We start from the raw sequence: 24,610 nt of genomic DNA, 5'->3' as shown, positions 1-24,610 counted from the left end.
CGATTTATCATTGGCTTTACGCTATGCTTCTATTATGAATGTTAATACACCAAACACTGTAAACAAAATCTATGTAGCTAAAGGTTCTTATACACCAAAATACAGCGCTAGAGATAATTCCAACTATATTGATGAAGGAAGAGACAACAGCTTTTTACTATTAGATGGTGTAAAACTATATGGAGGTTTTGATGGAAATATTGCTAATGAGAGTTTAACTGACAGACATATTCAAGAAAATAAAACAATTCTAGATGGTCAATCTTTAATCAATCATATCATTACAGTTTCTAATGCAGCAGGTAATAACGAGATCAATGGTTTTTATATTGCAAATGGTGAGGCTGCAAGTGCAGCACATGGCTCAGAAGGAATTGTAACAATAAACGGAAAATCTATTACAAGAGAATATGGCGGAGGAATACGTGTACATAGTTCTAACGTTATAGTAAAAAACTGTTTTATTTCAAAAAACAATTCGGGTATTCAAGGTGGAGGTATTTATGTTACAAATAATTCTAATGTTTCAATATACAATACACTTTTTTACGGTAATTCAGCTTACCATTATGGAGCAACTGGTACTTCAGTTGCAATTAATGATGCCAATGTGAAAATTGTTAATGCTACTTTTGGAGATAACATAAATGGTGCATCTCATATTTTTGCTACTGGAGTTTCTAATTTAGAAGTGTTTAATGCTGTTTTTAGAGACAACCAAGATAATATTGATATTAATAGAACAGGAGCAGCAATAGCTACAATTAAAAACTCTCTGTTGTCTAAGACTGAGACTCAATACAGCGGAATGACATTAGCTAATAATTTCTATGCACAACCTGCTGATTTTGTTGATGCAAATGCAAATAACTTTGCTTTAAAAACAACATCTGCTGCGGTTAACAAAGGAGATAATTCGCTATACAACACACTAATTGCAGGTAATAAAGATCTTGCAAACAGCAGTCGTTTTCTTAATACTACAATAGATATGGGATGTTATGAGTCTAAAATAGCACAGACCATTAACGTCAATGATATAACTAAAAAGTATACCGATGCCGATTTTGCAGTAGGAAGCGCATCAAGCAATCTTTCACCACTTACTTATAGTAGTGATAATAAGAATGTAGCTTACATTACAAAAGATAATAAAATTCATATTACAGGAGTTGGGCAGGCGATAATAACAGTTGCTCAAAGTGGAGATGAAATCTATGCCGCAGCAACTAAAAACTTTAAACTTACGGTTGAAAAAGGAGATTTCACTGCCACTTTAAATCCAGAAACCTATACTTACGATGGTTCTGAAAAATATTTGAATGTTACAGATTTACCAGCAGGAACTACTGTGTCATATGAAGGTAATGGACAAATAAATGCAGGAGATTATGTTGTGAAAGCAAATATTAATGGAGGTGAATTTTATAATAATTTCACAGTATCTAATACACTTAAAATTAATAAAAAAGACCTTTCAGGTATTTCATTTGATGCACAAACGTTTACTTATGACGGTTTTGAAAAACATCCAGATGTATCGGGAACTTTACCTGAAGGAGTAAATGTGGTGTACTCAAATACACAGAAGAATGCAGGTGTTTATAATAATGTAAAAGCTTCCCTTTCTGGTTCTAATTACAAATTGCTTGAATTAACGACTTCGATGACTATTACTAAAAGCAATCTTTCGAATGCGATGTTTTTATTAGAAAAAGAAGAAGTTTATGATGGTACTCCTAAAAGATTTTCACTTGACAGTACGCTTCCAGACGGAGTTACAGTAACATACACCAATAATGATAATATTAATGTTGGTTCTTATAATGTTACAGTAAATATTAATGGAGGTATAAATTATAATAACAAACAGCTTACTGCCAAATTAACAATTGTAAAAGGCGATTTAACTGATAATTTCGTTTTAGCATCGAACACTTATGTGTATGATGGAACCGAAAAATCATTAGCGATTGCAGGTAGTCTTCCTAATCAGGTATCGGTAAGTTACACTAATAACAACAATAAAGAGGTTGGAACTTATAAGGTATATGCTGTATTAAGCAAACCAAATTATAATGACAAAGTAGTAGAAGCTGAATTAATTATAAACCCTAAATCTGTAAATGTTACAGTACAAGGCGAAATATCAAAAGTTTATAATGGTGATACTGTTATAGGATTAAACGCTAATAATTTTGTTTTAGAAGGAATTGTTAGTGGTGATAATGTAACATTAAATAATCCTGTAGCTGGTACTTTAGACAATAAAGATGTAGGAATAAATAAAGCAGTTACTATTAAAGATTTTGCGTTATCTGGAACTGATTCTAGAAACTATGTATTAAGCGCTACTTCTCTAACGTCAAATACAGCTATGGTTAAAGCTAAAACAGTAGAGGTTACATTAAAAGGAAATTCAAGCAAAATTTTTGATGGAACAACTCAAGCCGTTTTAACAAATAGTAATTTCGATGTTACTGGAATTTTGGAAAACGAAGTAGTAACTTTAAATGCTTCGTTGTTAGGAACGTATGATACTCAAAATGTTGGAAAAAATAAAACTATAACAGTTGAAGGCTTGACAATTGGAGGAGTAAATGCTTCAAATTATGTATTGAGTTCTCAAACTGTGTCTGGACAAATAGGTGAAATTACACCAAAAGATATCACAGTAACGGCTGATGCTTTACAAACAAAAGTGTATGGTGCAACTGAACCTACTTTGAGCTATACTTTTACTCCTAGTTTAGTAAGTGGTGATTCATTCACAGGGACTTTACAAAGAGCCACAGGAGAGAACATAGGAACTTATGCCATTACACAAGGAACGTTAAGTGCAGGTACAAATTACAGTATTACCTACATGGGTAATGATTTTAAAATTACAGCAAAACCAATCACTGTAATGGTTGACGCTGCTCAAACAAAAGTATACGGAACATTAGATCCAACTTTTACTTATTCGGTTTCGCCGAGTTTAGTAAGTAATGATACTTTCTCTGGTGTTTTACAAAGAGTAACTGGAGAGAATGTTGGAAATTATGCAATAGGTCAAGGAACATTGACTGCAGGTAGTAATTATGCAATTACGTATGTTGGGAAAGACTTTAAAATCACTCCTAAAACTATTGCAGTTACTGCCGATGCACAAACAAAAGTATATGGAGAGTCAGATGCAGCTTTAACCTATTCATTTGCGCCAAGTTTAGAAAACGGAGATTCATTCACAGGAGATTTATCTAGAATTGAGGGTGAAAACATTGGAGCTTATACTATTAAGCAAGGAACTTTGAGTGCAGGATCTAATTACACAATTGATTATGTAAGTAAAGATTATACGATTACAGCAAAACCAATCACAGTAACAGCAGACGCTTCTCAAACTAAAGTTTACGGAACAGCAGATCCAGTTTTTACTTATGAGGTTTTACCAAGTTTAGTTGGAAACGATACTTTCTCTGGTACTTTAGAAAGGCTAATCGGAGAGAATGTTGGAACTTATGCAATAGGACAAGGAACGTTGACAGCAGGTACTAATTATACAATTACGTATGTTGGAAAAGACTTTGAAATCACTGCCAAAACAATTGCAGTTACTGCCGATTCACAAACAAAAGTATATGGAGAATCAGATACAGCTTTAACCTATTCATTTGCGCCAAGTTTAGAAAACGGAGATTCATTCACAGGAGATTTATCTAGAATTGAGGGTGAAAACATCGGAGCTTATACTATTAAGCAAGGAACTTTGAGTGCAGGATCTAATTACACAATTGATTATGTAAGCAAAGATTATACAATCACAGCGAAACCAATCACTGTAATAGCTGACGCTTCTCAAGCAAAAGTATACGGAAATGTAGATCCAGCTTTTACTTATACAGTTTCACCAAGCTTAGTTGGAAATGATACTTTCTCTGGTGTTTTGGAAAGGCTAATCGGAGAGATTGTTGGAACTTATGCAATAGGACAAGGAACGTTGACAGCAGGTGACAATTATGCAATTACATATATTGGAAAAGACTTTGAAATCACTGCCAAAACAATTGCAGTTACTGCCGATACACAAACAAAAGTATATGGTGAGTCAGATGCCGCTTTAACTTATTCGTTTACGCCAAGTTTAGAAAGCGGAGATTCGTTCACAGGAAATTTAGCTAGAGTTTTAGGCGAAAATATTGGAGCTTATACTATTAAGCAAGGAACTTTGAGTGCAGGATCTAATTACACAATTGATTTCGTAAGTAAAAATTATACAATCACAGCGAAACCAATCACTGTAACTGTTGATGCTTCTCAAAAGAAAATCTATGGTTCGACTGATCCTATTTTGACATCAACTGTTTCTCCAAGTCTGGTAGGTACGGATACTTTCACAGGAGCTTTATCTAGAGCAATTGGAGAGAATGTAGGTTTATATGCTATTGAGCAAGGAGATTTGAGTGCAGGTTCTAATTATAGCATTACTTTTGAAAGTAAAGATTTTGAAGTTACTCCAAAAGAAATCACAGTAAGTGCTAATGCTTCACAAAACAAATTTTATGGAGAATCAGATCCAATTTTTGTTTATACCGCAAATGAAGCTTTAGTAACAGGAGATACTTTTAGCGGAAGCTTAAGCAGAGTAAAAGGTGAGAATGCTGGAACTTATAATTATACTATTGGTAGTTTAGCAGCAGGATCTAACTATATTGTAACTTTAGTTGGCTCAGATACTTTTGCTGTTAAAGCAAAACCAATCACTGTAACAGCTAACGTTTCTCAAACAAAAGTGTACGGAACAACTGATCCAGCTTTTACTTATACAGTTTCACCGAGTTTAGTTGGAAATGATACTTTCTCTGGTGTTTTAAAAAGAGCAACAGGAGAAAATGTTGGAACTTATGCAATAGCACAAGGAACGTTGACTGCAGGAGACAATTATGCGGTTACATATTCAGGAAATGACTTTGAAATTACCAAAGCAGATCAAATAATCACTTGGAATCAAACTTTAGTTTCGAATTGTGATGGAGCAACGACAAACGTTTTAACTGCCAGTTCAAATAGTGGTTTACCAATAACGTATGTGTCATCGAATCTAGATGTGGTAACGATTTCGAATAATGAACTGTTTTATAACAATTCTGGTTCGGCAACTATTACAGCTTCTCAAGCAGGTAATGAAAATTACAATGCTGCTGAAAATATTGAGTTGCCAGTTATAAATAGCCAAGCGAATTTAATCAGACAACAATTTGAAGATGTTATTTTCTTTGACAACAGTTCAAAAGAATTTAAATCTTACACTTGGTACAAAAACGGAATTCTAATTGAAGGTCAAACTTTGCAATATTATAAAGAAGTTGGAGGTTTAAATGGAACCTATTACGCAGTTGCAACAAAATTAGATGGAACAATAATTACTTCTTGCCCATTGACTTTGTCTTCAACTAAAACAGTCGAGTCCATTAAAATTTATCCTAATCCTGTCAGAAAGAACGAGAGTTATCAATTGATTACCAATTTAGATCCTTCTAAAATGCTAAATGCCCATATTGAAGTATTTGGTATAAATGGATCGCTGGTAGATCAAAAAAACACTAATGAAAACGAGACTACTTTGATTGCTCCAGCTGTTGAAGCTGTTTATATTGTAAGGATTACTTTAGTTAATGGTAAAACGTTTACTAAGAACCTTTTAGTTAAAAACTAAATAATGAAAGATATGAAATCCCCATTTATTATAAATGGGGATAGATTATTCTGGTAAAAAATAACACATATGAAATTTAATAGTAAATATATATTTGTAAGTATATTAATTCTTTTTTCTGCAATTGCAAATGCTCAGTTTTACGTAGGAGTACAAGCAGGAGCAGGTAATCTTGAAAGTAATGTAACAGGAACAACAGCCGAAACCAAAATGGGAGGCGCTGTAAAAGCTGGATACATCTACTCTTTTACAAAAAATATCGGACTTGGATCAGGAATAGAATTTTCGCAATACAAGCAAAATGTCTCTTTGATTGCCTCTAGTACGTTAACCAATTATGAAGTAGACGCTGCTGGTTCTGCATTTATTTATAATGTTACTACAAGTAATTATAAAGAAAAACAAACATTACAAGCTGTTCAAATTCCACTTTTTGTGCAATTTAAAACCAACATTAATAAAGGAATTGATTTTAATCTTAGAGCAGGAGTAAAATATTTTTTACCTGTTAGTTATAAGATAAAGGCAACTGCCGATAATGTAAATGGTACTGCTTATTATCCTGATTTTAATTTAACGATTAATGATTTACCTGAGTATGGAATAGGGCAGGAAAGCAGTTATTCAGCATCAGGGGAATATGAAACAAAAGGAATTTTTATGAGTTCTTTCGAGTTCGGATTTACATTCGATATCAGCAAAAAGAATGCATTATATATAGCAATGTTTCTCGAAAAAGGATCAGGAACAATATTGAACCAAAAAAATAATCAGTCTTATGTAGGGTTTAATCCAGTGTCAACAACCGATAGAAAAGCTAATGGTTTGTACAGCACTGAACAAAATGCTAAAATCACACCAGCAGCATTTGGTTTGACATTAGGATGGAATTTTAAATAAATTCATTCTATAGAGCAATAAAAATCATAACGCAGATTTATCCAAATTTTAAGTTGGCTTAAAAAGAATTCGCCTTAATAACTTTTCGTGACAAATTTGGAGGCACTCCAAAAATAGATGTGCCACGATTCTGTCATTATGATTTTCAATGATTAGTTTAATTTAAAAAATAAAAGCTTCAAATTATTTTGAAGCTTTATAAGTTATTTTTTTCTATATTATTTTACCTTTTCAGGTAGCGGCATTTTCCAAACATTATTAATTACATCTGGCTGTGGTCCATAAATTCTTAAAACAAAGTTGAAATTTTGGTTTTTAGGAGTTGGAAGCCAGTTGCTCTCTTTGTCTTTTCCAGGTGATTCGGGATAGAAATAAATAATCAAATCCCCATTAGACTCATATTTAAGACCGCTAGATTTGCCTCCAATAGAATATCTATTAATTGGATTTGGAACCAAAAAACGTTTAGGCAGATTATACATTGTTATGCTCCAGAAATATTTTGCTTCAGGTAGCTGGCCTTTCGGAAATTTTAAAATGTACTTGTTATTTCCCGACAGCGGCTGGTTGTCTTTATCGGTGGCGCTTCCTGTGTAGACTGCTTCTTCTTTGGTATTTCCGTATAGTCCGGTAGCAGCTGCAATTGCACGGTTGAGATAATTGTTTTGAAGTGCTGCTCTTGTGCCAAATAGGCTTCCGGAATCTTTAACTTCTTTTGTTTTCGATTCCAATTCCTGCTTAGCTTCGGAAATTCCTTTTTCGATAGCTTTTAAAGTTTCAGCAGGGTATTTCGAACTATCAAAAGGATGGCCGGGTACAATTCCAATCTTTGCAAAGTCTGCTCGAAGCTGTTTTTCGCTGCTGTCTTCACTTGTATATTGTAATAAGGCATTCAAAACATTTATAAATTCTACCGAACTATAATCAGCTTCTTTCCATACTGGAAGCTGCATATTGTATTTTTTAACTGGCGGAGCAGCTTGATTAGTGAATTCATGTAAAGGAATCAATTTATATTGATCCTGTATCTTTTTTAAATTAGGCACATCACTTGGATTGTCCAATTCGGTACGTCCAATTAAGAAGATCAGATTAGTTTCCGAATGAAGAACTTTGTCGATGCCTTTTGGTGTTTCACCTTTCCAATCCGGGCCGGCAATAAGGTATTTTCCGCCTTGATTCCCAGTTGCGCGTGAGCCAACATATTCAAAATTGAATGTATAAAGGTCAGTGAGCTGCATTACAAAATACCTGCCGCCTTCAATTTTCGGAACTTGCAAAATAACTGGTTCGTCAGAAACATCAATTGCTGCAGTGGAATAAGGCGTATCATTATTTATAGTTACAACTAATGTATCTGCTGGTGTAGCGCTATTTGAGTAGCTTTTAAATTTGTTAAAACCGACAAATGTTTTTGTTTCTTTAGCAATGGCACTGGCATAGATAGTTTTGTAGTTATAGAACATAGGATATCCATAAATCCATGCCTGCTTTGCAATTGCGGTAATGGAGTCGGAAGAAATAGCTGCATCAGCTGTTTTTTTGTCTGCAGACTTTTCTTTTTTGCATGCAGTTAAACTTAAAAATAAAACAATTAAAAGAAGTGCTGGATTTTTCATAGTTACAGAGGAATTAAATTTTAGAAAGAATCGTTTTTATATTATAAAGGTCTTACCAAATTTAGATTTAATGCAGCTATTCGAACTTTCTTTGAATTGAAAAATGGTTTCATTTTACAATTTGAAACCATTTTTTATATCATAATTGAATCATTTTGATGCCAGCTCTAATAAAATAAACCAACTTTTGACAGCGGTTAAACAACAAGTAATATTTTAAGACATTAGTATGTTTAATAGTTTCGAAGCTAAACATATTGGTAATTGATTTTACTTAATATTTCCTGTTTCAGAATTCAATGTGCCACGATATTGCCACAAAAATTTTGGGCGTTTTTAAAAGATATGAAAACTGCAGTAAAACAAAAAAGCCTGCGAATCTTAAGATTTGCAGGCTTTACCACGTTTTTTATGGGTTTTTGAAAAGATTGAAAAACTCTCGTTTTGGCTTCTTTTACCCTTTTGGCGGGGAGAGCAGGATTCGAACTTTATCGCTGAAGTCCTGTCTATACTGGGCTTTATAAACTGTCTTTGCCAAAGTGCACCGATTCTGCACCAAATTCATTTTTTTACTTTTTTCAATATTAAATCGTACGTATTAAATTAAAAGCGAACGAACTAATATGCAATAATATTATTCTTTTTTGATGTACAAATATATTATAAATATTTGATAATCAAATATAAATTTGTTCGCTCACGTCCATTTATCACTAGTGTTTGATTTGCTGTATAGTAAATTGGTTTATCATCTTAATAAACTTTTATTTATTAAAAGTTGCAATATTGTGCAAATTTGCATAATATTGCAAAATAAAATTAAGATATGGATTTGTCTATTAAAAAATTGATTACAGCTATAAGAAGCATTTTTTTCGTGTGCGGACTCACACTCTCCAGCTGGGCACCAATGGTACCCTTTGCAAAAAGCAGACTTTTACTTGATGAAGCGGGATTAGGAATTTTGTTGCTATTTTTAGGAACGGGCGCGCTTATTATGATGCCGGTTACAAGTTATTTAAGCCAGCGTTTTGGAAACAGAATAATTATACTTTTCGGAGTTCTGGTAATTGGAGCAGCGCTTCCGTTTCTTGCCGTTCTCAGCAATGTTTATCTAATGAGTTTTGCACTGCTATTGTTCGGATCTGGGATTGGAATGATAAATGTCGCTATGAATGCTTCAAGTGTTCAGCTGCAGCGAATTTCTGGGAGGCCAATTATGTCATCGCTGCATGGATTGTTCAGTGTCGGAGGTCTGTTCGGCTCACTTATAATTGGTTTTTTAATCAAAACAGGGCTGGAGCCGCTCATTGCCGCAATTATTGTATCAATATTAGTTCTTTTGACAGTTGGATTTAACTACAGCAAACTTTTGACTTTTTCACAGGAAAAAGAACTAAATCCTAAAAATATAGAAGAGCCAACGGGAAAATCATCAAGATTTTCATGGTTAAAATTGAATATTTTGTTTTTAGGCTCAATGGGTTTTATCGTATTCATGGTAGAAGGCGCAATGCTGGATTGGAGCGCTCTGTTCTTATTTGAAAACAAGGGAATTGAAGAAAGCTGGTCAGGCTTGGGATATGCAGTTTTTTCAATGGCAATGGCTGGAATGCGACTTTTCGGAGACAGAATCGTGGATAGGTTTGATTCCGCAAAAGTTGTAACTGCGGGCGCCATAATTGCAGGAAGCGGGATTATGATGGCAGTAGTCTGCAATGGGATTTTACTGCCCCTAATAGGATTCTTTTTGCTAGGTTGCGGAGCTGCCAATATCATTCCTGTTTTTTTTAGTGAGGCTGGCAAATTAACCAATATTAAAACGGCGACTGCAATCGCAGTTATTACCACTATGGGATATTCGGGCCAACTTCTCGGACCAGTGGGAGTTGGATTTATCGCCCATAGCTCTTCCCTTTCGGAAGCGCTTCAAGTTTGCGCGATCTTGCTTTTTGCCGTAGGAGCACTCTTCAGCTTTACCTATAGAGGCGGTAAGGAGACAGACAACAAAATAGTTACTGCAGACAAAGCAGAAAAAATAGTTAAGGAAGAATGTGAAATGGAGGTTTAAAAGGTCAATCTGCTTTTTGAAATCCGGAGGCATTCTGGAAAAGTTAATTTGTTTTTCCTTCACGTAAGGAGATGAGTTAAGTTAAGTTGGGGATTACCGCAGTGGAGACTGCGGTAATTTTATTTTATAGGATCATGAGTTTTTTGTTTCTGTAAGGATCTAATTTTTTATCTGTACTAGCCAGTTCGGTAATTAAAATAGAAATTTCTTCCATAGGACACACCCTGAAGGATTCAGTTTCATCTAGTTTATCTTTCAAGGTAAGTGCAACAGTTTTTTTAGCATTTTTATGCATTGCGCTTTTTATATCAGCATCCCCGATAAATACTGCAGTAACTCCATTTTTGCTGTCGATAACACATGTGCCCAACAGGTACAAGTCTGCAAAATATTTATTGATTTCTTCGCATGCTTTTGCGCCTTCGGTGGTTTGTGTTGACGGATTATACAATCCCCCAAGAACTATCAATTCAACATTTTTGTGATTTGATAAGACCGTAGGCAGCGCCAGGTTATTGGTGATAATCGTTAGTTTTATATCTATTGGTAATTTGGATGCAACAATGCAGTTGGTGGTTCCCCCGTCCATAAAAATGGTTTGGTTTTCCTGTATTAGCCGCTGGGCTTTAAGTGCGACTATTTCCTTTTTGTCTGCCTTAAACGACCTTCTGTCGGCAAAGGTCAATGGGTTCTTCGTTATTGAGATGGCTCCGCCGCGAACTTTGGATAAAAGACCGTTGTTGTGAAGAGCATCAATGTCCCGGCGAACGGTATCTTCAGATACATTCAGTGCTTCTGCCGTTTTATCATATTGAAGTTTTCCCTTTTTTGAAAGCAGATCCAGTATTTTTCCAAAACGTTCTTCTTTTATCATTTTCCGGAATTAAATTTTTAAATATTAAGTAAATTTATATCTTTTGTGGAGATCTTCAATGACTTCATAATGATAAATATTTGCATTGTTAATAGTTTCAATGGGAAAACTGCTTGAAGAGGCTATTGAAATACCGTTTTTCAGACTGGCTGAAATTTGTGCTGGTCTGTCTTTAATCAGTAGTGAGAGGGAAGGCGCAACAACATTTTTTTCGATTAAAGCCAGTAGGGAATCTCCGTAGTTTACTTCTGAAGTAATATGTGTGTTTGTTTCATCAAAATAGTAGTGCAGTCCTGTAAGGAATAGTTTTCTCTGTAATTGCTGATGATCTTGAGAGGTTAGAAGCGAAATTTTGCAGTTTGTCGTTTCAAGGAATTTTTTTACTCCAGGCAGGCTTTCCAATCCATGGAAAATCTCATTTTCGAATTTTTTGGCCAGATTGCTGCAGAAGTCGTCGTGGAAATCCGTTTTACATATCTTTTGAAGTATTAGTGCGGATTCTTCTATGGATCGGCCTCCAAAAATCTTAATGAGCTGGTCAAGATGTATTTCGATGCCTTGCTCTTCCAATACATCAAGCATAACCGAAATCAGTACAGTGTCGGTATTTACCAAGATGTTGTCACAGTCAAATATAATATGCCGGATTTTCCTTTGCCGTAAAAAATTCATGTATTATTTTTTAAAGTTGATTTTATTGTGTCAGTAGGCTGAATTATTTATAAAACATTTTGCAAAAATATGCAAATTTGCATATTTTTGCAAAATAAAACTTTGTAAAATAATTTATGAAAATAGAACATATTGGAATTTGGACGGATGATCCGGAAGCCGTGAGGGATTTTTACGTTAAATATTTCGGAGCTGAAAGCGGGTGTTTATACACAAATGAAAAAAAAGGATTTAAAGCCTATTTTTTAAGTTTTGTACAGGGAGGATGCAGGTTAGAGGTAATGAACAGGTTTGATATCAGTGAAGAACCGCAAAAAAGAGGTTTCAGTAAAGGCATAGCGCATTTTGCCATTTCTGTGGGAGGAAAAGACGCTGTGAATGAACTGACAGAAAGACTTCGAGCAGATAACTTTACAATTGAAAGCGAACCACGCACGACGGGAGATGGGTATTACGAAAGTGTCGTGCTTGATCCAGAGGGGAATTACGTAGAGATATCGGCCTAAATTTAGAAAAATACAAAATGGTGAAGGCTATAATATTTGATTTTGGAGGGGTTCTAATCGATTGGAATCCGTCCTATTTGTATAGAAAGGTTTTAAGCGAGGAAGAAATGAATTGGTTTCTTACCAACATCTGCAATGAAGAATGGAATAGGGAACAGGACAGAGGGAGAAAATTTTCTGATGGCATTGCTGAACTTAAAGAGAAGCATGCCAATTACGCTTCCTATATCGAAATGTACTACAACAGATGGGATGAGATGCTTAATGGGGAAGTTTCGGGAACAGCGAAGATTTTAGGTGAGCTCAAAAAAAGCTATAAAATCTATGGGCTGACAAACTGGTCGGCTGAAACCTTTCCCATTGCCTTCTCAAAGTTTGCATTCTTTCAACTGTTTGACGGAATCGTTGTTTCGGGGCAGGAAAAGCTTATCAAGCCTGAAGAGGATATTTTCAGGCTGCTTCTGAGCCGCTTTGATCTTAAAGCTGAGGAATGCATCTTTATAGATGACAGCAGGGAGAATGCTGCGGCTGCCGGAAGGCTTGGATTCGTAAGCATTCATTTTAAGGATTCGCAGCAGTTAAAAGAAGACCTTCTACAGTTTGGGATCATGTCATCTGATTGAAGTAAACCGTATAGAGTTATGAGCTGAAGTAAGCCGTCTTAATACGCTGGAATACATTATCTTTTATTCTCTTTCCTGAAATAAGGATAAAATGAATATCGGCATAAGGTGAAAGAATCGATAGGTGTCCTGACTGGCGTGAAATTTCAATGGGGCTTTCTACTGAATTGTCGATTGATGAAGCATTCCCATCTTTTACTATGTAGACCAGCACATTGTTCTTTTCGGGAGCATCAATGACGAATCTGGTGCCGAAATTGAGCTGGACGTCCAGGATAGTCAAGTCTTTTGAAGCTGAAATTTTAGATTTTATATTTCTGAATCTGCCTACAAGGACACGTACAATGCTGTCTTGGTCTCGGAAGACGGGTAAGCTGTTCGGTTCATAAAAGAAGCTGGTTTTGCCTGACAGTGTTTCTTTTGTAGTCAATTTTAAAAATATCTGAAGGCCATGAAGCAAAGACTCATTTTTTAAAGTTATGCCATTTTCTATCAAACTGTTCCCGCCAACATTGAGAAGGATGCCACCAGGCTTTAATATCTGCTGTGCGTGCTGGGATGAGCCATAGATAATTTCGCCTGCGCTGTCTTGGAAAATATAGGTAATTGAATTGCAGTCCATATGTTTTATGCTTGGGTAAAGCGGAGAATTAATATAGAAATGATCCAGCGATATAATCGGACCAATCTGTTGTTTTAAGACCGATGCAGTCACATTAGAAGATAAAAAACTGGTATATTTTTTTCTCATTTTTGACGCATTGATAACTGTAAGATGATTGTTTTTACGCATAGAAAGCTATTTGGCAAATTCTGTAATTAATAACAAGGGCAGGCCTTTTCAAAGACCTGCCTCAATTACTTAACTAACCAACCTCAATTATTTATTTAAATAGAAAAGATTAAAATTATGACCAAAACTTTAGACTGTCGACATCCAAGATTTGGCATTAAACTCGGGCTTTACAGGCTTATAATTTCACAGCTGCATTTCTCCAGTGTGATTTGAATAAATTAATAATATTCAAAGCCAGAATTTAATGTAAGCGGAACTGTTATTAATTGCTATAAAATACTAGATGTAAATTTAAATAGAGGCTAAAGAAGCTGCAATAGTTAAAAATAACCAAGAGATTATGAATGATAAGTTCACACAAAAAAATATAAATAAGCTCCTGTTAGGACAGAAATTCTCCTCCTTTGCTTTGGAAGACGAGCTGGAGAATCTTAAGAGCTCATTAAGGGAATTCGTAAAAATCGACAACTGCGTTGCTGTTCTTTCAGATTTTAAAGATGACAGAAGTTTTGTTTTCGCGGGAAGCTTTGCTTCTTTTTTCGGCATAAGCAACTTAGAGCAGAATATAGATTCTGCCTTTGAAGATTTCATTTTCGAGAAAATCCATCCCGCTGATCTGGAATTGAGGCATAAACTGGAAGTTCAGTATATAAACCTTCAGCTTTCTTTGCCAACTGCTAAAAGAATCGAATATAATACCGAATGCAGGATCCGTGTACAAAATCAAGAAAAGGAATATCAATATATTATGCACCAGATGCGATATCCCCGCAGTTTGCCTGACGGCACGATCTGGCTGGCAGTCTGCCTGTATTATCCAGCAATGAATCAGAGTCTGACTGGCGGTATAGACGGTGTTATCTATAATAATACTACAGGAAAGGTCGTTAATTTTGACAGTAGTGTAGAACCGGAACAGTCTTCAATATCAGCAAGAGAACTTGAAGTTCTGACGTTAATTTCGCAGGGGCTACTTAGTAAGAATATTGCCTTTCATCTTCAAATTTCTGTTAATACCGTCCACAGGCACAGACAGAATATCATCAGTAAAATGAAGGTCAGCAATGTGGCTGAAGCAGTAAGTAAGGCTAAATTAATGGGCATCTTAGCAAACCGATAATAGGAGCAATAGTCTAAAACTAGTAATGTTTCGAACTTGAGCCAACAAAATATTTTAATCCAGTATTATAAGTTCTTGCTAAAACCAAATGCATCGATTGTGCACCCGGCTTAACGCCCGTATCATAAGAATAGCTATTATTCAATTGGCTGCTGATTGTGAAACTCTTCTATCGTTAAGTTTCCAAGCGCAGAATGTCTTCTGCAGGTGTTGTAAAAGTTCTCTAGATAATCGGTTATTGATTTTTCCGCCTTCTCTTTAGTCTTGTATTTATTCTGGTATACCAGTTCTACCTTCAATGTTTTGAAGAAGCTTTCCGCTACCGCGTTATCATAGCAGTTTCCCTTACGGCTCATGCTTTGGGTAATTTTATTTGTGTCTAATAAAGCAGTAAACTCACGGCAGGCATATTGTTTTCCTTGGTCTGAGTGAAAGAGCAATTCCTGATTTTTTTGCAGGGGGCGATTTAGAAGGGCTTTTCTCAAAGAAGCTATGCTCGTATCTCTTGCCCTCATTGTTTCGCTGATGGACCAGCCGACCACTTTACGGTCAAAAAGGTCTATCACCACAGTGAGATACAGCCAGCCTTCCTCTGTTTCGATGTAGGTTATATCAGAAACCCAGATTTCATTTATTCTGTCTGCTTTAAAAATCTGTTCCAATCTATTTTCGAAGACTTTGCTGCTGCGGGTTGGGTTAGTAGTCTTTTTGTATTTTGATTTTGCAATGCTTCTGAGGTAATTTTCCTTCATAATCTGCCCGACAAATTTTCTAGAGACTTTTATGCCTATAGATTCTAATTCTTTGGCAATTCTCGGACTTCCATAACGGCACTGGCTCCAGTGGTAGATTCGTATAATTTCGTTTATGATGAAGGTTTTTCGCTTTGCCCTTGCGGTTGGCGTCCTTTTTCTCCATCGGAAGAAACTGCTTTTGTGGATCTGAAAAATCCGGCACATCTTCTCAACGGGAAATATTTTCGAGTTTTCTTTTATGAATTCATATTTCACCCGCCGCTCCTGGAGAAGACATTTTGAGCCTTTTTTAGGATGTCCCTTTCAATTTCCAGCTCTTTAATTTGTTTCCGAAGCTTCAGCAATTCATTTTGATGCGATATTTCAGCCGAAGTTTTCTTTATGGTAAATCTGCCTTCCTGATAAAGCTTCTTCCAGTGCTGCAGGGTGCTTGTGCTGATATTGAGCTCTCTTGCCACGTCGCTGACCCTACCGCAGTGGATGCTCATGGTGGCGGCCAGAATCTTGAAGCCTAAAGTAAAGGTTCTTCTTGTGTTTTTCATGACATATGATTTAGCAGGAATAAAGTTAGTAGCCAGTCAGAAACTTTAATCATTATATCCTTCTTTTTTTGAGGCTTAAATATGAGACTGCCTAAGTTTTTAGTCGCGAAAAAGGTATCAACTCCACTTTTCTGTGCGCCGGAAAGTGCACCGATTCTGCACCTTTAATTTTGTGGGGATTTATAAATATTGAAAACAGGCCTAAAACGAAAAAGACCCGCAAATCGTTGAATTTGCAGGTCTTCAGACATTTTTTGTGGCTTTTTGAAAAGATTGAAAACTTTAAATTTTCAGGCTTTTCGGCCTTTCCGTGGGGAGAGCAGGATTCGAACCTGCGAAGTTCACACAGCAGATTTACAGTCTGCCCTCGTTGGCCGCTTGAGTATCTCCCCGATCTCAGCTTGTTGTGCTTTGTTGTTCTTAGCGGTGGCAAAGATAGCAACGTTTTCTACATTTCCAAAGAAAAAAATGACTTAATTTTAAGTTATTTTAAAGTTATTTTTTAATTCGCTGGAAGTGAATAAAATAAAAAGATGCTAATTTGGATTTTTTTTCAATTTATTTTTAAAAGTAATACTTTTCTTATGTTGTATATGCGCTTTTGTCTTTCGATTTTAAGATATAATAAAGCTGTCAGGTCTTGCTTTTATTGACTTATTATATAAATATTAAAGAAATATTTGTTCTAAATTTCAAATATAAGGAAGGTTTGTAATGAATTTTTTCGACAGATTTTAATTTCTTTTGATAGGCTTTTATTTTCTAAATAAAGAAAATGGTACTAAAACAAAAAAATCTCCACTAGGGAGATTTTTTGATTTATTTTAAAATAGTGTATTATTTTGCTAACAACTCTACAATTTTAGCTTTCAATTCAGGACCTCTTAAATCTTGAGCAACCACTTTTCCTGATGCGTCAAGAATAAAAGTTGCAGGAATTGATTCTACATTATATTGTTTTGCAATTGGTTCATCCCAAAATTTTAGGTTAGAAACGTGCGTCCAAGTTAAACCATCTTTTGCAATCGCTTCTTTCCATTTTGAGGCGTCTTTATCTAAAGATACTCCAATAATATTTAAACCTTTTGAGTGAAGCTCTTTATAAATAGCTACAACATTTGGGTTTTCTTGTCTGCATGGACCACACCATGAAGCCCAGAAATCAACAATAGTTACTTTTCCTAAACTTTGTTTAAGTGAAACTACTTTTCCTTCTGGATTAGGCCCAGAAAAATCTGCTCTTCATTTTGGACTACCTACCGATGGAGCTGTAGCACCAACAGATGGTAATTTTGCTTGACCAAATCTAGTTTTTAATTCTTTTCCTGGAGCAGTATTTTTAAGAGACTCATCTAAAGAATTGAAAAGACTTTCCAATTTTTTCAAATCAGATGATGGATCATTTGATAAATTCTGAATAAGAACAAGTGTGATATATGATTTTGGATGAGTTTCAGCATAAGTTAAGAATTTCTTTTTGCTCTTTTCTCCAACTTCTTTTTGAATTTCCATGTATTGTTTCATCAAGCTATTAACAACTGCTGTATCTTGAGCTTGTTGAGCTTGTTGCATTTTTTGATTGTTCTTTTTCTGAAAATCAATTAATGTTTTTTGAGTTTTTGTCATATCGTCCATGAACGCTACATACTCATCGTTGTTGTAAGTTCCTGAAACTTTAGATTTTTGGATACTGTCTTTGTCAATTGCAACCTTAATTTCTCCACTTTCAAGAATTAATGGAACAGGACCATTAGCACCTTCTAAAATTAATGTATGAAAAGCTGGTTCTGTTACTTTTCCTTTTATTTCAAATTTTCCGTTTTCAACTTTTACTGTATCAAGAGCAACAGTCATTCTTGTAGCAGGATCTGCACCTTGTAAAATGATAGTTTTTCCATTTTCAATTCCTGTAGCTGTACCTGTAATAAGGTATTCTCCATCTTTAACTTTGCTGCAAGAAATGATAGCTGCAGAAGCTGTAAGTACAAAAAGTATTTTTTTCATTATAAAAAATTAATTAGTTAATTGATTTGTGCAACAAAAGTATCTAAAAATATAAAACATACAGAATTTTGTAACCTAAAATTTTGTTATAGTTTTTTTTGAGTTAAAGTACATGAAATCAATGTGTTTGTTGGCTTAAATTGACTAAAAGCTCTTAATTGTAAACTTAATTTGAACCTGCATATTCAAATTTTAAATTTCCAGACATAAAAAAAGCACTCATTTTATAGAGTGCTTTTTTGTAAAATATAGTGTTTTTTAAAACTATTCTTGGTTTGTTTTCTTTCTCCAAGTAAAAGAGTTTAAGATGTGTCTTTTAGCAAATCTTCCAGGAGAATCAGCATTTACCATTTTAACGTAAGTTGCTTTAGGAACACTAATGTATTCGTAAACACTTCCGTTAGAAAAGTCAATAATCAAACGACCTTCAACAAATTTATAATCTGTAATAGTACAAGTTGTAATTGTTTCAGTGTACTCAGGTAAGTTAAGTTTGATGGTATCAGGGTGAATACTTACTAAGAAATGGTAAGCTTCGATGATCGTTTTACTTTTTTCTTCTGCCTCTTTTAAACCAGCTTCGTTTCCAACAAATTTATCAGGATGAGATTCTTTCATCGCATTACGATAAATTGTCTTTAAATCTTTTAACTCTGCAGTTTTTTCTACGTTTAGTAACTTGCGGTATTCAACTATTTTTTTCATAAATAAAAGGTAACTACTTGTCTATTAGTTTGAAATTGATATTAATTAGTTCAAATCGACAAATTTTTTGCAAAGGTACACTTTTTTTTAACTTTTTAGTTTTGATGGAAAAAATATTCAGGAAAGTTGAGTTTATTAAAATGTTAACTTTAGATTCTGGGATGTTTTTTTAACCGCAAAGTTCGCAAAGATTTACGCAAAGCACGCTAAGTTTTTTTGAAAATCATTAAAATGAAAAGTTCGCTAAGCTTTGTCAATACTTAGCTTTGCGAACTTAATATTTAGATATGCTTAGAAGTCTAATTAAAAAATCTTAGCGTGATTTGCGTTAAAAATGAAGCTAATTAGTTTAACCGCAAAGGGCACAAAGATTTACGCAAAGAGCACAGAGTTTTTGAGAGTCATTAAAATGAAAAGTTCGCAAAGCTTTGTCAATACTTAGCTTTGCGAACTTAATATTTAGATATGCTTAGAAGTCTAATTAAAAAAATCTTAGCGTGCTTTGCGTTAAAAATGAAGCTAATTAGTTTAACCGCAAAGGGCACAAAGATTTACGCAAAGAGCGCAGAGTTTTTGAGAGTCATTAAAATGAAAAGTTCGCAAAGCTTTGTCAACACTTAGCTTTGCGAACTTAATATTTAGATATGCTTAGAATCCTAATTAAAAAATCTTCGCGTGCTTTGCGTTAAAAATGAAGCTAATTAGTTTAACCGCAAAGTTCGCAAAGAATTACGCAAAGGGCGCAAAGATTTTATTTTTTGAGAATCATTAAAAATGAAAAGTTCGCAAAGCTTTGTCAACACTTAGCTTTGCGAACTTAAATATTTATATATGCTTAGAATCCTAATTAAAAAATCTTAGCGTGCTTTGCGTTAAAAATGAAGCTAATTAGTTTAACCGCAAAGCACACAAAGATTTACGCAAAGAGCGCAGAGTTTTTTGAGGGGCATTAAAAATGAAAAGTTCGCTAAGCTTTGTCAATACATAGCTTTGTGAACTTAATATTTACACATACTTAGAATCCTAATTAAAAAATCTTAGCGTGCTTTGCGTTAAAAATGAAGCTAATTAGTTTAACCGCAAAGCACACAAAGATTTACGCAAAGGGCACAAAGATTTTATTTTTGAGGATCATTAAAAATGAAAAGTTCGCAAAGCTATGTGTAGACACAACTTTGCGAACTTAATATTTAAAACTTAATTTAGTTTTCAGTAGAAATATCTTAGCGTTCTTAGCGTAAATCTTTGCGCTCTTTGCGGTTAAAAATAAACTTTGCAGTTAAAAAAAGCTCCCAACAAAAAACTTGAAACAAGAATAACCTGAAACCTAAAACAAACAATTTATTCCGGTTTATGATTTGCTTTATCGAAGTTTCTTGATTTTTTCGGATATTGTTTGTAGCTCATATCACTTGGATTTTCAATAACAGACTTTATTGTAATCCAGTCACCAACTTTAAATTTAGCCTGAACCATTTTATAGTCTAAAAGATATTCTCCACAGAAATAATTATTATTTTCATCTTTTTCGATAATGCCAGTAAAAACTCCTTTTTGAGGCATTTTTTGTTCTAAATCTTTAGACATGATTTTTTGTTTTAAATTAAAGGAGCAAAGGTAAGCAATTAATGTTTTAGGGAGTTCACTGTAATCTGAGTATATTTGCACATGCAAAAAAACTTTAAACCACATCCTAATTCTTTTAAAAATACGTTTTGTGCTTTTAATGAAGTACTTCCAAATTCAATTCAAGGACTGAAAAAACAATTTGAAAGCAAAGCTGGAAGCACTTATTATTATACAGAAGAAGGAATGTATCGAGTTTCGAATCATTGGGGAAGATTGGCTAATAGCAAATGGCGCTTAATTGCTCGAAACCCCGAAACGGAATCAAAAACTAAAATTGGCTTTGCAAAATGGTCAGCGTTTTATCCAGATAATGCTGAAGAAAAACTGTATTACATAAAAGCTGATTTCGAAAATAATCTCGCGAATTATGAACACAAGAATAATCCTGAATATGACGGAAAATCGATTTTAAGAACAAGTTTTGAAACCACAAAGAGATTAAAACAAGTTCGGAATTTACAGCAATTGACTTCTTGGGCAAAATATTTCGATTATGATGATATTAATGATTTAAGAAAACAAATCATAAACGAACTGATTTTTACTGAAAAAACATTAGAACAAATTAAAAGGGAAATATAATGGGACGCAATAATGAAAGAAATATCAAAAAGCACAACGATAAATTGCATAAAGCCCAAGCAAAAGCGAAACAAGCTGAAGTTTCACGCAAAGAAAAGTTGAAGGAAATCATGAAAAAATTCAACGAAAGTAAAAACGAATAAAAATAGTTTCAAGTTTCAGGTTTAACGTTCCAAGTTGAACCTGAAACCTGAAACTTTGAATTTGAAACAAATTAAGACATGAATAGTAAATTCGAAGAATTAAAAGCAAACGTGCAAGAAATCATTGATTTGATTGCTGCGAAAAACGATAGAGAAGCAAACAACAAATTATTGGAAGTAAGTGAAACATTAGACGAAATGATTGATTTTGCTGAAGAAGACGAAGAAGTTCGAGAAATAACTCGTTATCAAGTTTTATTGAATCAGCTTCACGTTAAAATTAATGGAGAAGAACCAGTTGATGGAGAGTAAAAAATGCTTCTGCGACACAGGATTACTTTTTGAAAATTGCTGCGAATTATATTTGAATGACAATCAAAAAGCGCCTTCAGCATTAACTTTAATGCGATCAAGATATTCGGCGTATGCAACTCATAATGCCGATTATCTTATGGAAACGACTTATATTTCAGAAAGAAAATATTATTCGAAAACTGAAATTTTAAGATGGGCTGTTTCTAATAAATGGCAAAAATTAGAGATTTTAAGTTCTACAGAAAATACGGTCGAATTCAAAGCTTACTTTTTAGATTCAGATAATAAGTCGCAAGTACATTACGAATTTTCTACTTTTAAATTCGAAAATGGTGCTTGGTATTATTTGGACGGAAAGTTTGAATAATTATTATATCTAACACTGTTAGTCTTGATTTTTGGTTGAATATTTTAACTAAAAATTAATAAACAATTCGTTTTTCATAATTCTAAAAAGACGTAATTTTAGATTTATGAAAAACGAATTTAAAAAAGGCTTTTATTTTAAGACTTACGAAGCTCCTTTTCAGTCTCCGTTTGACAAACTTTTTACGATTTTTAAAGAGTTAATTACCCATACTTCGGGTGATTTTGATGAAGCTATCAGCTGGCTTCGGGAACTCGATGTCGAATATAAACTTACCGACGAAAATTATACTATTGATGATTTTATCGAAGATCTAAAAAAGAAAGGTTACATCAGAGATGAAGTAAAAGGTGATGGAAGTAATGGTTTTGGAATAACTGCAAAAACCGAAAGAGCAATCAGACAGCAAGCTTTAGATCAGATTTTTGGAAATTTGAAACGTTCTGGAAGCGGTAATCATAAAACAAAACATGCTGGAAATGGTGATGAACATACTGGAGAATTCCGTGAATTTAATTTTGGAGATAGTTTAGAAAGAATTTCATTAACCGAAAGTCTTCGAAACGCTCAAATAAATAACGGAGTAGAAAGTTTTATGCTAACCGAAAATGATTTGGTTGTCGAAGAAACGCAATACAAAGCTCAAATGAGTACCGTGCTCATGATTGACATCAGCCATAGTATGATTCTGTATGGCGAAGACCGAATTACACCTGCCAAAAAAGTGGCAATGGCGCTGGCAGAATTAATCACAACAAGATACCCAAAAGATACTCTCGATATTTTAGTTTTTGGAAATGATGCTTGGATGATTCCGATTAAAGATTTGCCTTATTTGCAAGTTGGACCTTATCATACCAATACGGTTGCTGGTCTGCAATTGGCGATGGATATTCTGCGCAGAAAGCGAAATACCAACAAACAAATTTTCATGATTACAGATGGAAAACCAAGTTGCGTTCGCGAACGTGATGGTTCCTACTACATGAATAGTAACGGTCTGGATGAATATATTGTCGATAAATGTTATACACAGGCACAACAAGCCAGAAAACTTCATATTCCAATCACGACTTTTATGATTGCCCGCGATCCTTACTTACAGCGTTTTGTAAATCAGTTTACCGAAGCCAATCAAGGAAAAGCGTTTTATACAGGAATAAAAGGTTTGGGAGAAATGATTTTTGAAGACTACGAAGCAAATAGGAAGAAAAGGATTAAATAAGGTGCTAAGGTTCTGAGGAACAAAGGTACTAAGGTTTCTAAACGCAATGCGAAGACACTATTTTTTACCTTTCAAAAAAATAAAAGAATAAAAATTTACATTTCAACACAATGGAAATAAATACTATAAAGACTTTAGGTCAATTAAAAGCCGCTGGATATAAAAGTACAAGCATAAAAGATGAATTGCGTAATAATCTTCGTGAGAAAATCAAATCAGGTAAACCTGTTTTTGAAGGTGTTCACGGATTTGAAAATACGGTAATTCCAGAATTAGAACGCGCCATTTTATCACGTCATAATATCAATTTACTAGGACTTCGTGGACAAGCAAAAACGCGTTTGGCTCGTAAAATGGTTGAATTATTAGATGAATATATTCCGTTTGTGGAGGGTTCAGAAATTAATGATGATCCATTAAATCCAATTTCTCGTTTTGCTAAGGATTTAATCTCAGAAAAAGGAGATGAAACTCCAATTTCTTGGTTGCATAGAAGTGAGCGTTTCTTCGAAAAACTAGCAACACCAGATGTAACGGTTGCCGATTTAATTGGAGATGTTGATCCAATTAAAGCAGCGAATTTAAAATTATCTTATGCAGACGATCGCGTAATTCATTTCGGAATGATTCCAAGAGCGAATCGCTGTATTTTTGTAATCAACGAATTACCTGATTTACAAGCCAGAATTCAAGTTGCTTTATTTAATATTTTGCAAGAAGGTGATATTCAAATTAGAGGTTTCAAATTGAGAATGCCTTTAGATATGCAGTTTGTTTTCACGGCAAATCCAGAAGATTACACCAATAGAGGAAGTATTGTAACGCCTTTAAAAGATAGAATTGGTTCACAGATTTTAACGCATTATCCAGAAAGTATCCAGATCGCGAGAACCATTACAGAACAAGAATCGAAATTGGATCAAAACCAAATGGATGTAGTTTATGTTCCGAGTTTGGCGAGAGATATTTTGGAGCAAATTAGTTTTGAAGCCCGAGAAAGCGAATACATTGACAATAAAAGTGGTGTGAGTGCGAGAATGAGTATTACAGCTTTCGAAAATTTGATTAGTACAGCCGAACGCCGTGCTTTGATTTCGGGTGTTGATAAAACGACATTGCGTTTATCAGACTTTGTGGGAATCATTCCTGCTATTACTGGAAAAGTTGAATTAGTTTATGAAGGAGAGCAGGAGGGAGCCGATGTTGTAGCTGAAAGTTTAATAGGTTCTGCTATTCGAACATTATTTCCAGAATATTTTCCAAAAATTGAAAAATTAGAAAAACCAGACGAAAAAACGCCATATTCTGATGTTGTTGAATGGTTTTTCGCGGAAAGCGGTTTCGAATTATTAGACGATGCTTCAGATAAGGATTATAAAAGTATTCTAGATGAAGTAACACCTTTAGATGATTTAATAAAAAAATACCAGCCTCAAACTGCAAAAGAAGATCTTTACTTTTTGA

21 protein-coding genes, 1 tRNA gene and 1 pseudogene are annotated in these 24,610 nt (G+C 34.4%); 12 read left to right on the top strand and 11 right to left on the bottom strand.

Annotated elements, in window-relative coordinates; all coding sequences use genetic code 11:
- Positions 1-34: 34 nt before the first annotated feature.
- Both VGE71_RS00735 and VGE71_RS00730 read left to right on the top strand, forming a co-directional pair.
- Entirely contained in the window at positions 35-5,698 is a 5,664-nt protein-coding gene (locus VGE71_RS00735) for an MBG domain-containing protein (protein WP_331136588.1), read from the top strand.
- Between the two features lie 69 nt (positions 5,699-5,767).
- Positions 5,768-6,598, top strand: coding sequence for a hypothetical protein (locus tag VGE71_RS00730; protein ID WP_331136587.1), 831 nt, complete (start codon positions 5,768-5,770; stop codon positions 6,596-6,598).
- A gap of 218 nt (positions 6,599-6,816) precedes the next feature.
- Here the strand turns inward: VGE71_RS00730 and VGE71_RS00725 are convergent, their stop codons facing one another.
- Positions 6,817-8,217, bottom strand: a complete 1,401-nt coding sequence (locus tag VGE71_RS00725) for a DUF1254 domain-containing protein (RefSeq protein ID WP_331136586.1) — start codon at positions 8,215-8,217, stop codon at positions 6,817-6,819.
- An 826-nt stretch (positions 8,218-9,043) separates the two neighbouring features.
- On the opposite strand from VGE71_RS00725, the gene VGE71_RS00720 reads away from it, so the two are divergent.
- On the top strand, positions 9,044-10,288 hold the full coding sequence (locus tag VGE71_RS00720) for an MFS transporter (protein WP_331136585.1): 1,245 nt from the start codon (positions 9,044-9,046) through the stop codon (positions 10,286-10,288).
- A gap of 124 nt (positions 10,289-10,412) precedes the next feature.
- Here VGE71_RS00720 and VGE71_RS00715 read toward each other — a convergent pair whose 3' ends face one another.
- Together VGE71_RS00715 and VGE71_RS00710 are read right to left on the bottom strand one after the other, a co-directional pair.
- Positions 10,413-11,162 (bottom strand): DeoR/GlpR family DNA-binding transcription regulator, encoded by a 750-nt coding sequence (locus tag VGE71_RS00715; protein ID WP_331136584.1) that lies wholly within the window; start codon positions 11,160-11,162, stop codon positions 10,413-10,415.
- Between the two features lie 24 nt (positions 11,163-11,186).
- Positions 11,187-11,834 carry an HAD family phosphatase gene (locus tag VGE71_RS00710; protein WP_331136583.1) on the bottom strand — a complete coding sequence of 216 codons (648 nt, stop codon included), beginning with the start codon at positions 11,832-11,834 and terminating at the stop codon, positions 11,187-11,189.
- 116 nt (positions 11,835-11,950) lie between these two features.
- On the opposite strand from VGE71_RS00710, the gene VGE71_RS00705 reads away from it, so the two are divergent.
- On the top strand, positions 11,951-12,340 hold the full coding sequence (locus tag VGE71_RS00705; RefSeq protein WP_331136582.1) for a VOC family protein: 390 nt from the start codon (positions 11,951-11,953) through the stop codon (positions 12,338-12,340).
- Positions 12,341-12,357: 17 nt separating this feature from the next.
- Entirely contained in the window at positions 12,358-12,963 is a 606-nt protein-coding gene (locus VGE71_RS00700; RefSeq protein WP_331136581.1) for an HAD family phosphatase, read from the top strand.
- A 16-nt stretch (positions 12,964-12,979) separates the two neighbouring features.
- On the opposite strand, the gene VGE71_RS00695 is transcribed toward VGE71_RS00700, so the two are convergent.
- On the bottom strand, positions 12,980-13,756 hold the full coding sequence (locus VGE71_RS00695) for a hypothetical protein (protein ID WP_331136580.1): 777 nt from the start codon (positions 13,754-13,756) through the stop codon (positions 12,980-12,982).
- Between the two features lie 343 nt (positions 13,757-14,099).
- Here VGE71_RS00695 and VGE71_RS00690 point away from each other — a divergent pair, with 343 nt between their 5' ends.
- Positions 14,100-14,879, top strand: coding sequence for a response regulator transcription factor (locus VGE71_RS00690; RefSeq protein WP_331136579.1), 780 nt, complete (start codon positions 14,100-14,102; stop codon positions 14,877-14,879).
- A 137-nt stretch (positions 14,880-15,016) separates the two neighbouring features.
- Here VGE71_RS00690 and VGE71_RS00685 read toward each other — a convergent pair whose 3' ends face one another.
- The 7 genes and pseudogenes from VGE71_RS00685 to VGE71_RS00655 all read right to left on the bottom strand — a co-directional run bounded on the left by VGE71_RS00685 (position 15,017) and on the right by VGE71_RS00655 (position 20,472).
- A complete protein-coding gene (locus VGE71_RS00685) occupies positions 15,017-15,889 on the bottom strand; it encodes an IS3 family transposase (RefSeq protein WP_331136578.1) in 873 nt (290 codons plus the stop codon).
- Entirely contained in the window at positions 15,886-16,176 is a 291-nt protein-coding gene (locus VGE71_RS00680; protein WP_331136577.1) for a transposase, read from the bottom strand. The genes VGE71_RS00685 and VGE71_RS00680 overlap by 4 nt, the downstream gene beginning before the upstream one ends.
- Positions 16,177-16,487: 311 nt before the next feature.
- Positions 16,488-16,568 (bottom strand) — tRNA-Tyr (locus VGE71_RS00675).
- Between the two features lie 445 nt (positions 16,569-17,013).
- Positions 17,014-17,400: pseudogene (locus VGE71_RS00670) on the bottom strand (peroxiredoxin family protein); the annotation flags it as partial.
- A gap of 18 nt (positions 17,401-17,418) precedes the next feature.
- Positions 17,419-18,180 (bottom strand): DUF4369 domain-containing protein, encoded by a 762-nt coding sequence (locus VGE71_RS00665; protein ID WP_331136576.1) that lies wholly within the window; start codon positions 18,178-18,180, stop codon positions 17,419-17,421.
- Positions 18,181-18,444: 264 nt separating this feature from the next.
- Complete coding sequence (locus VGE71_RS00660) at positions 18,445-18,885, bottom strand: KTSC domain-containing protein (protein WP_308098529.1); 441 nt, start codon at positions 18,883-18,885, stop codon at positions 18,445-18,447.
- A 1,341-nt stretch (positions 18,886-20,226) separates the two neighbouring features.
- Positions 20,227-20,472: a hypothetical protein gene (locus VGE71_RS00655; protein ID WP_331136575.1), complete on the bottom strand. Its 246-nt coding sequence runs from the start codon at positions 20,470-20,472 to the stop codon at positions 20,227-20,229.
- An 81-nt stretch (positions 20,473-20,553) separates the two neighbouring features.
- Here VGE71_RS00655 and VGE71_RS00650 point away from each other — a divergent pair, with 81 nt between their 5' ends.
- From VGE71_RS00650 to VGE71_RS00625, 6 genes are all read left to right on the top strand, one after another.
- A complete protein-coding gene (locus tag VGE71_RS00650) occupies positions 20,554-21,096 on the top strand; it encodes a hypothetical protein (protein WP_331136574.1) in 543 nt (180 codons plus the stop codon).
- On the top strand, positions 21,096-21,239 hold the full coding sequence (locus VGE71_RS00645; RefSeq protein ID WP_331136573.1) for a hypothetical protein: 144 nt from the start codon (positions 21,096-21,098) through the stop codon (positions 21,237-21,239). The genes VGE71_RS00650 and VGE71_RS00645 overlap by 1 nt, the downstream gene beginning before the upstream one ends.
- 78 nt (positions 21,240-21,317) lie before the next feature.
- Positions 21,318-21,551 (top strand): hypothetical protein, encoded by a 234-nt coding sequence (locus VGE71_RS00640; RefSeq protein ID WP_095931642.1) that lies wholly within the window; start codon positions 21,318-21,320, stop codon positions 21,549-21,551.
- Positions 21,523-21,921: a YchJ family protein gene (locus VGE71_RS00635; RefSeq protein WP_331136572.1), complete on the top strand. Its 399-nt coding sequence runs from the start codon at positions 21,523-21,525 to the stop codon at positions 21,919-21,921. The genes VGE71_RS00640 and VGE71_RS00635 overlap by 29 nt, the downstream gene beginning before the upstream one ends.
- A 106-nt stretch (positions 21,922-22,027) precedes the next feature.
- Positions 22,028-23,146 (top strand): vWA domain-containing protein, encoded by a 1,119-nt coding sequence (locus tag VGE71_RS00630; protein WP_331136571.1) that lies wholly within the window; start codon positions 22,028-22,030, stop codon positions 23,144-23,146.
- 110 nt (positions 23,147-23,256) lie between these two features.
- On the top strand, positions 23,257-24,610 hold a 1,354-nt coding region (locus tag VGE71_RS00625; RefSeq protein WP_331136570.1), incomplete at its 3' end, for an AAA family ATPase.

The organism is Flavobacterium sp., assembly GCF_036405015.1.
GTDB lineage: Bacteria > Bacteroidota > Bacteroidia > Flavobacteriales > Flavobacteriaceae > Flavobacterium.
Note: the sequence above shows the minus strand (reverse complement) of the source record. Positions and strands in the feature narration are given on the sequence as shown.

Bases quoted from the DNA above. Each gene is read 5' to 3' on its own strand.
- VGE71_RS00695 (WP_331136580.1), bottom strand. From the start codon at position 13,756: ATGCGTAAAAACAATCATCTTACAGTTATCAATGCGTCAAAAATGAGA.
- VGE71_RS00655 (WP_331136575.1), bottom strand. From the start codon at position 20,472: ATGTCTAAAGATTTAGAACAAAAAATGCCTCAAAAAGGAGTTTTTACT.
- VGE71_RS00705 (WP_331136582.1), top strand. From the start codon at position 11,951: ATGAAAATAGAACATATTGGAATTTGGACGGATGATCCGGAAGCCGTG.
- VGE71_RS00665 (WP_331136576.1), bottom strand. From the start codon at position 18,180: ATGAAAAAAATACTTTTTGTACTTACAGCTTCTGCAGCTATCATTTCT.
- VGE71_RS00660 (WP_308098529.1), bottom strand. From the start codon at position 18,885: ATGAAAAAAATAGTTGAATACCGCAAGTTACTAAACGTAGAAAAAACT.
- VGE71_RS00700 (WP_331136581.1), top strand. From the start codon at position 12,358: ATGGTGAAGGCTATAATATTTGATTTTGGAGGGGTTCTAATCGATTGG.
- VGE71_RS00690 (WP_331136579.1), top strand. From the start codon at position 14,100: ATGAATGATAAGTTCACACAAAAAAATATAAATAAGCTCCTGTTAGGA.
- VGE71_RS00735 (WP_331136588.1), top strand. From the start codon at position 35: ATGAATGTTAATACACCAAACACTGTAAACAAAATCTATGTAGCTAAA.
- VGE71_RS00715 (WP_331136584.1), bottom strand. From the start codon at position 11,162: ATGATAAAAGAAGAACGTTTTGGAAAAATACTGGATCTGCTTTCAAAA.
- VGE71_RS00640 (WP_095931642.1), top strand. From the start codon at position 21,318: ATGAATAGTAAATTCGAAGAATTAAAAGCAAACGTGCAAGAAATCATT.
- VGE71_RS00725 (WP_331136586.1), bottom strand. From the start codon at position 8,217: ATGAAAAATCCAGCACTTCTTTTAATTGTTTTATTTTTAAGTTTAACT.
- VGE71_RS00710 (WP_331136583.1), bottom strand. From the start codon at position 11,834: ATGAATTTTTTACGGCAAAGGAAAATCCGGCATATTATATTTGACTGT.
- VGE71_RS00730 (WP_331136587.1), top strand. From the start codon at position 5,768: ATGAAATTTAATAGTAAATATATATTTGTAAGTATATTAATTCTTTTT.
- VGE71_RS00650 (WP_331136574.1), top strand. From the start codon at position 20,554: ATGCAAAAAAACTTTAAACCACATCCTAATTCTTTTAAAAATACGTTT.
- VGE71_RS00630 (WP_331136571.1), top strand. From the start codon at position 22,028: ATGAAAAACGAATTTAAAAAAGGCTTTTATTTTAAGACTTACGAAGCT.
- VGE71_RS00635 (WP_331136572.1), top strand. From the start codon at position 21,523: ATGGAGAAGAACCAGTTGATGGAGAGTAAAAAATGCTTCTGCGACACA.
- VGE71_RS00645 (WP_331136573.1), top strand. From the start codon at position 21,096: ATGGGACGCAATAATGAAAGAAATATCAAAAAGCACAACGATAAATTG.
- VGE71_RS00720 (WP_331136585.1), top strand. From the start codon at position 9,044: ATGGATTTGTCTATTAAAAAATTGATTACAGCTATAAGAAGCATTTTT.
- VGE71_RS00680 (WP_331136577.1), bottom strand. From the start codon at position 16,176: ATGAAAAACACAAGAAGAACCTTTACTTTAGGCTTCAAGATTCTGGCC.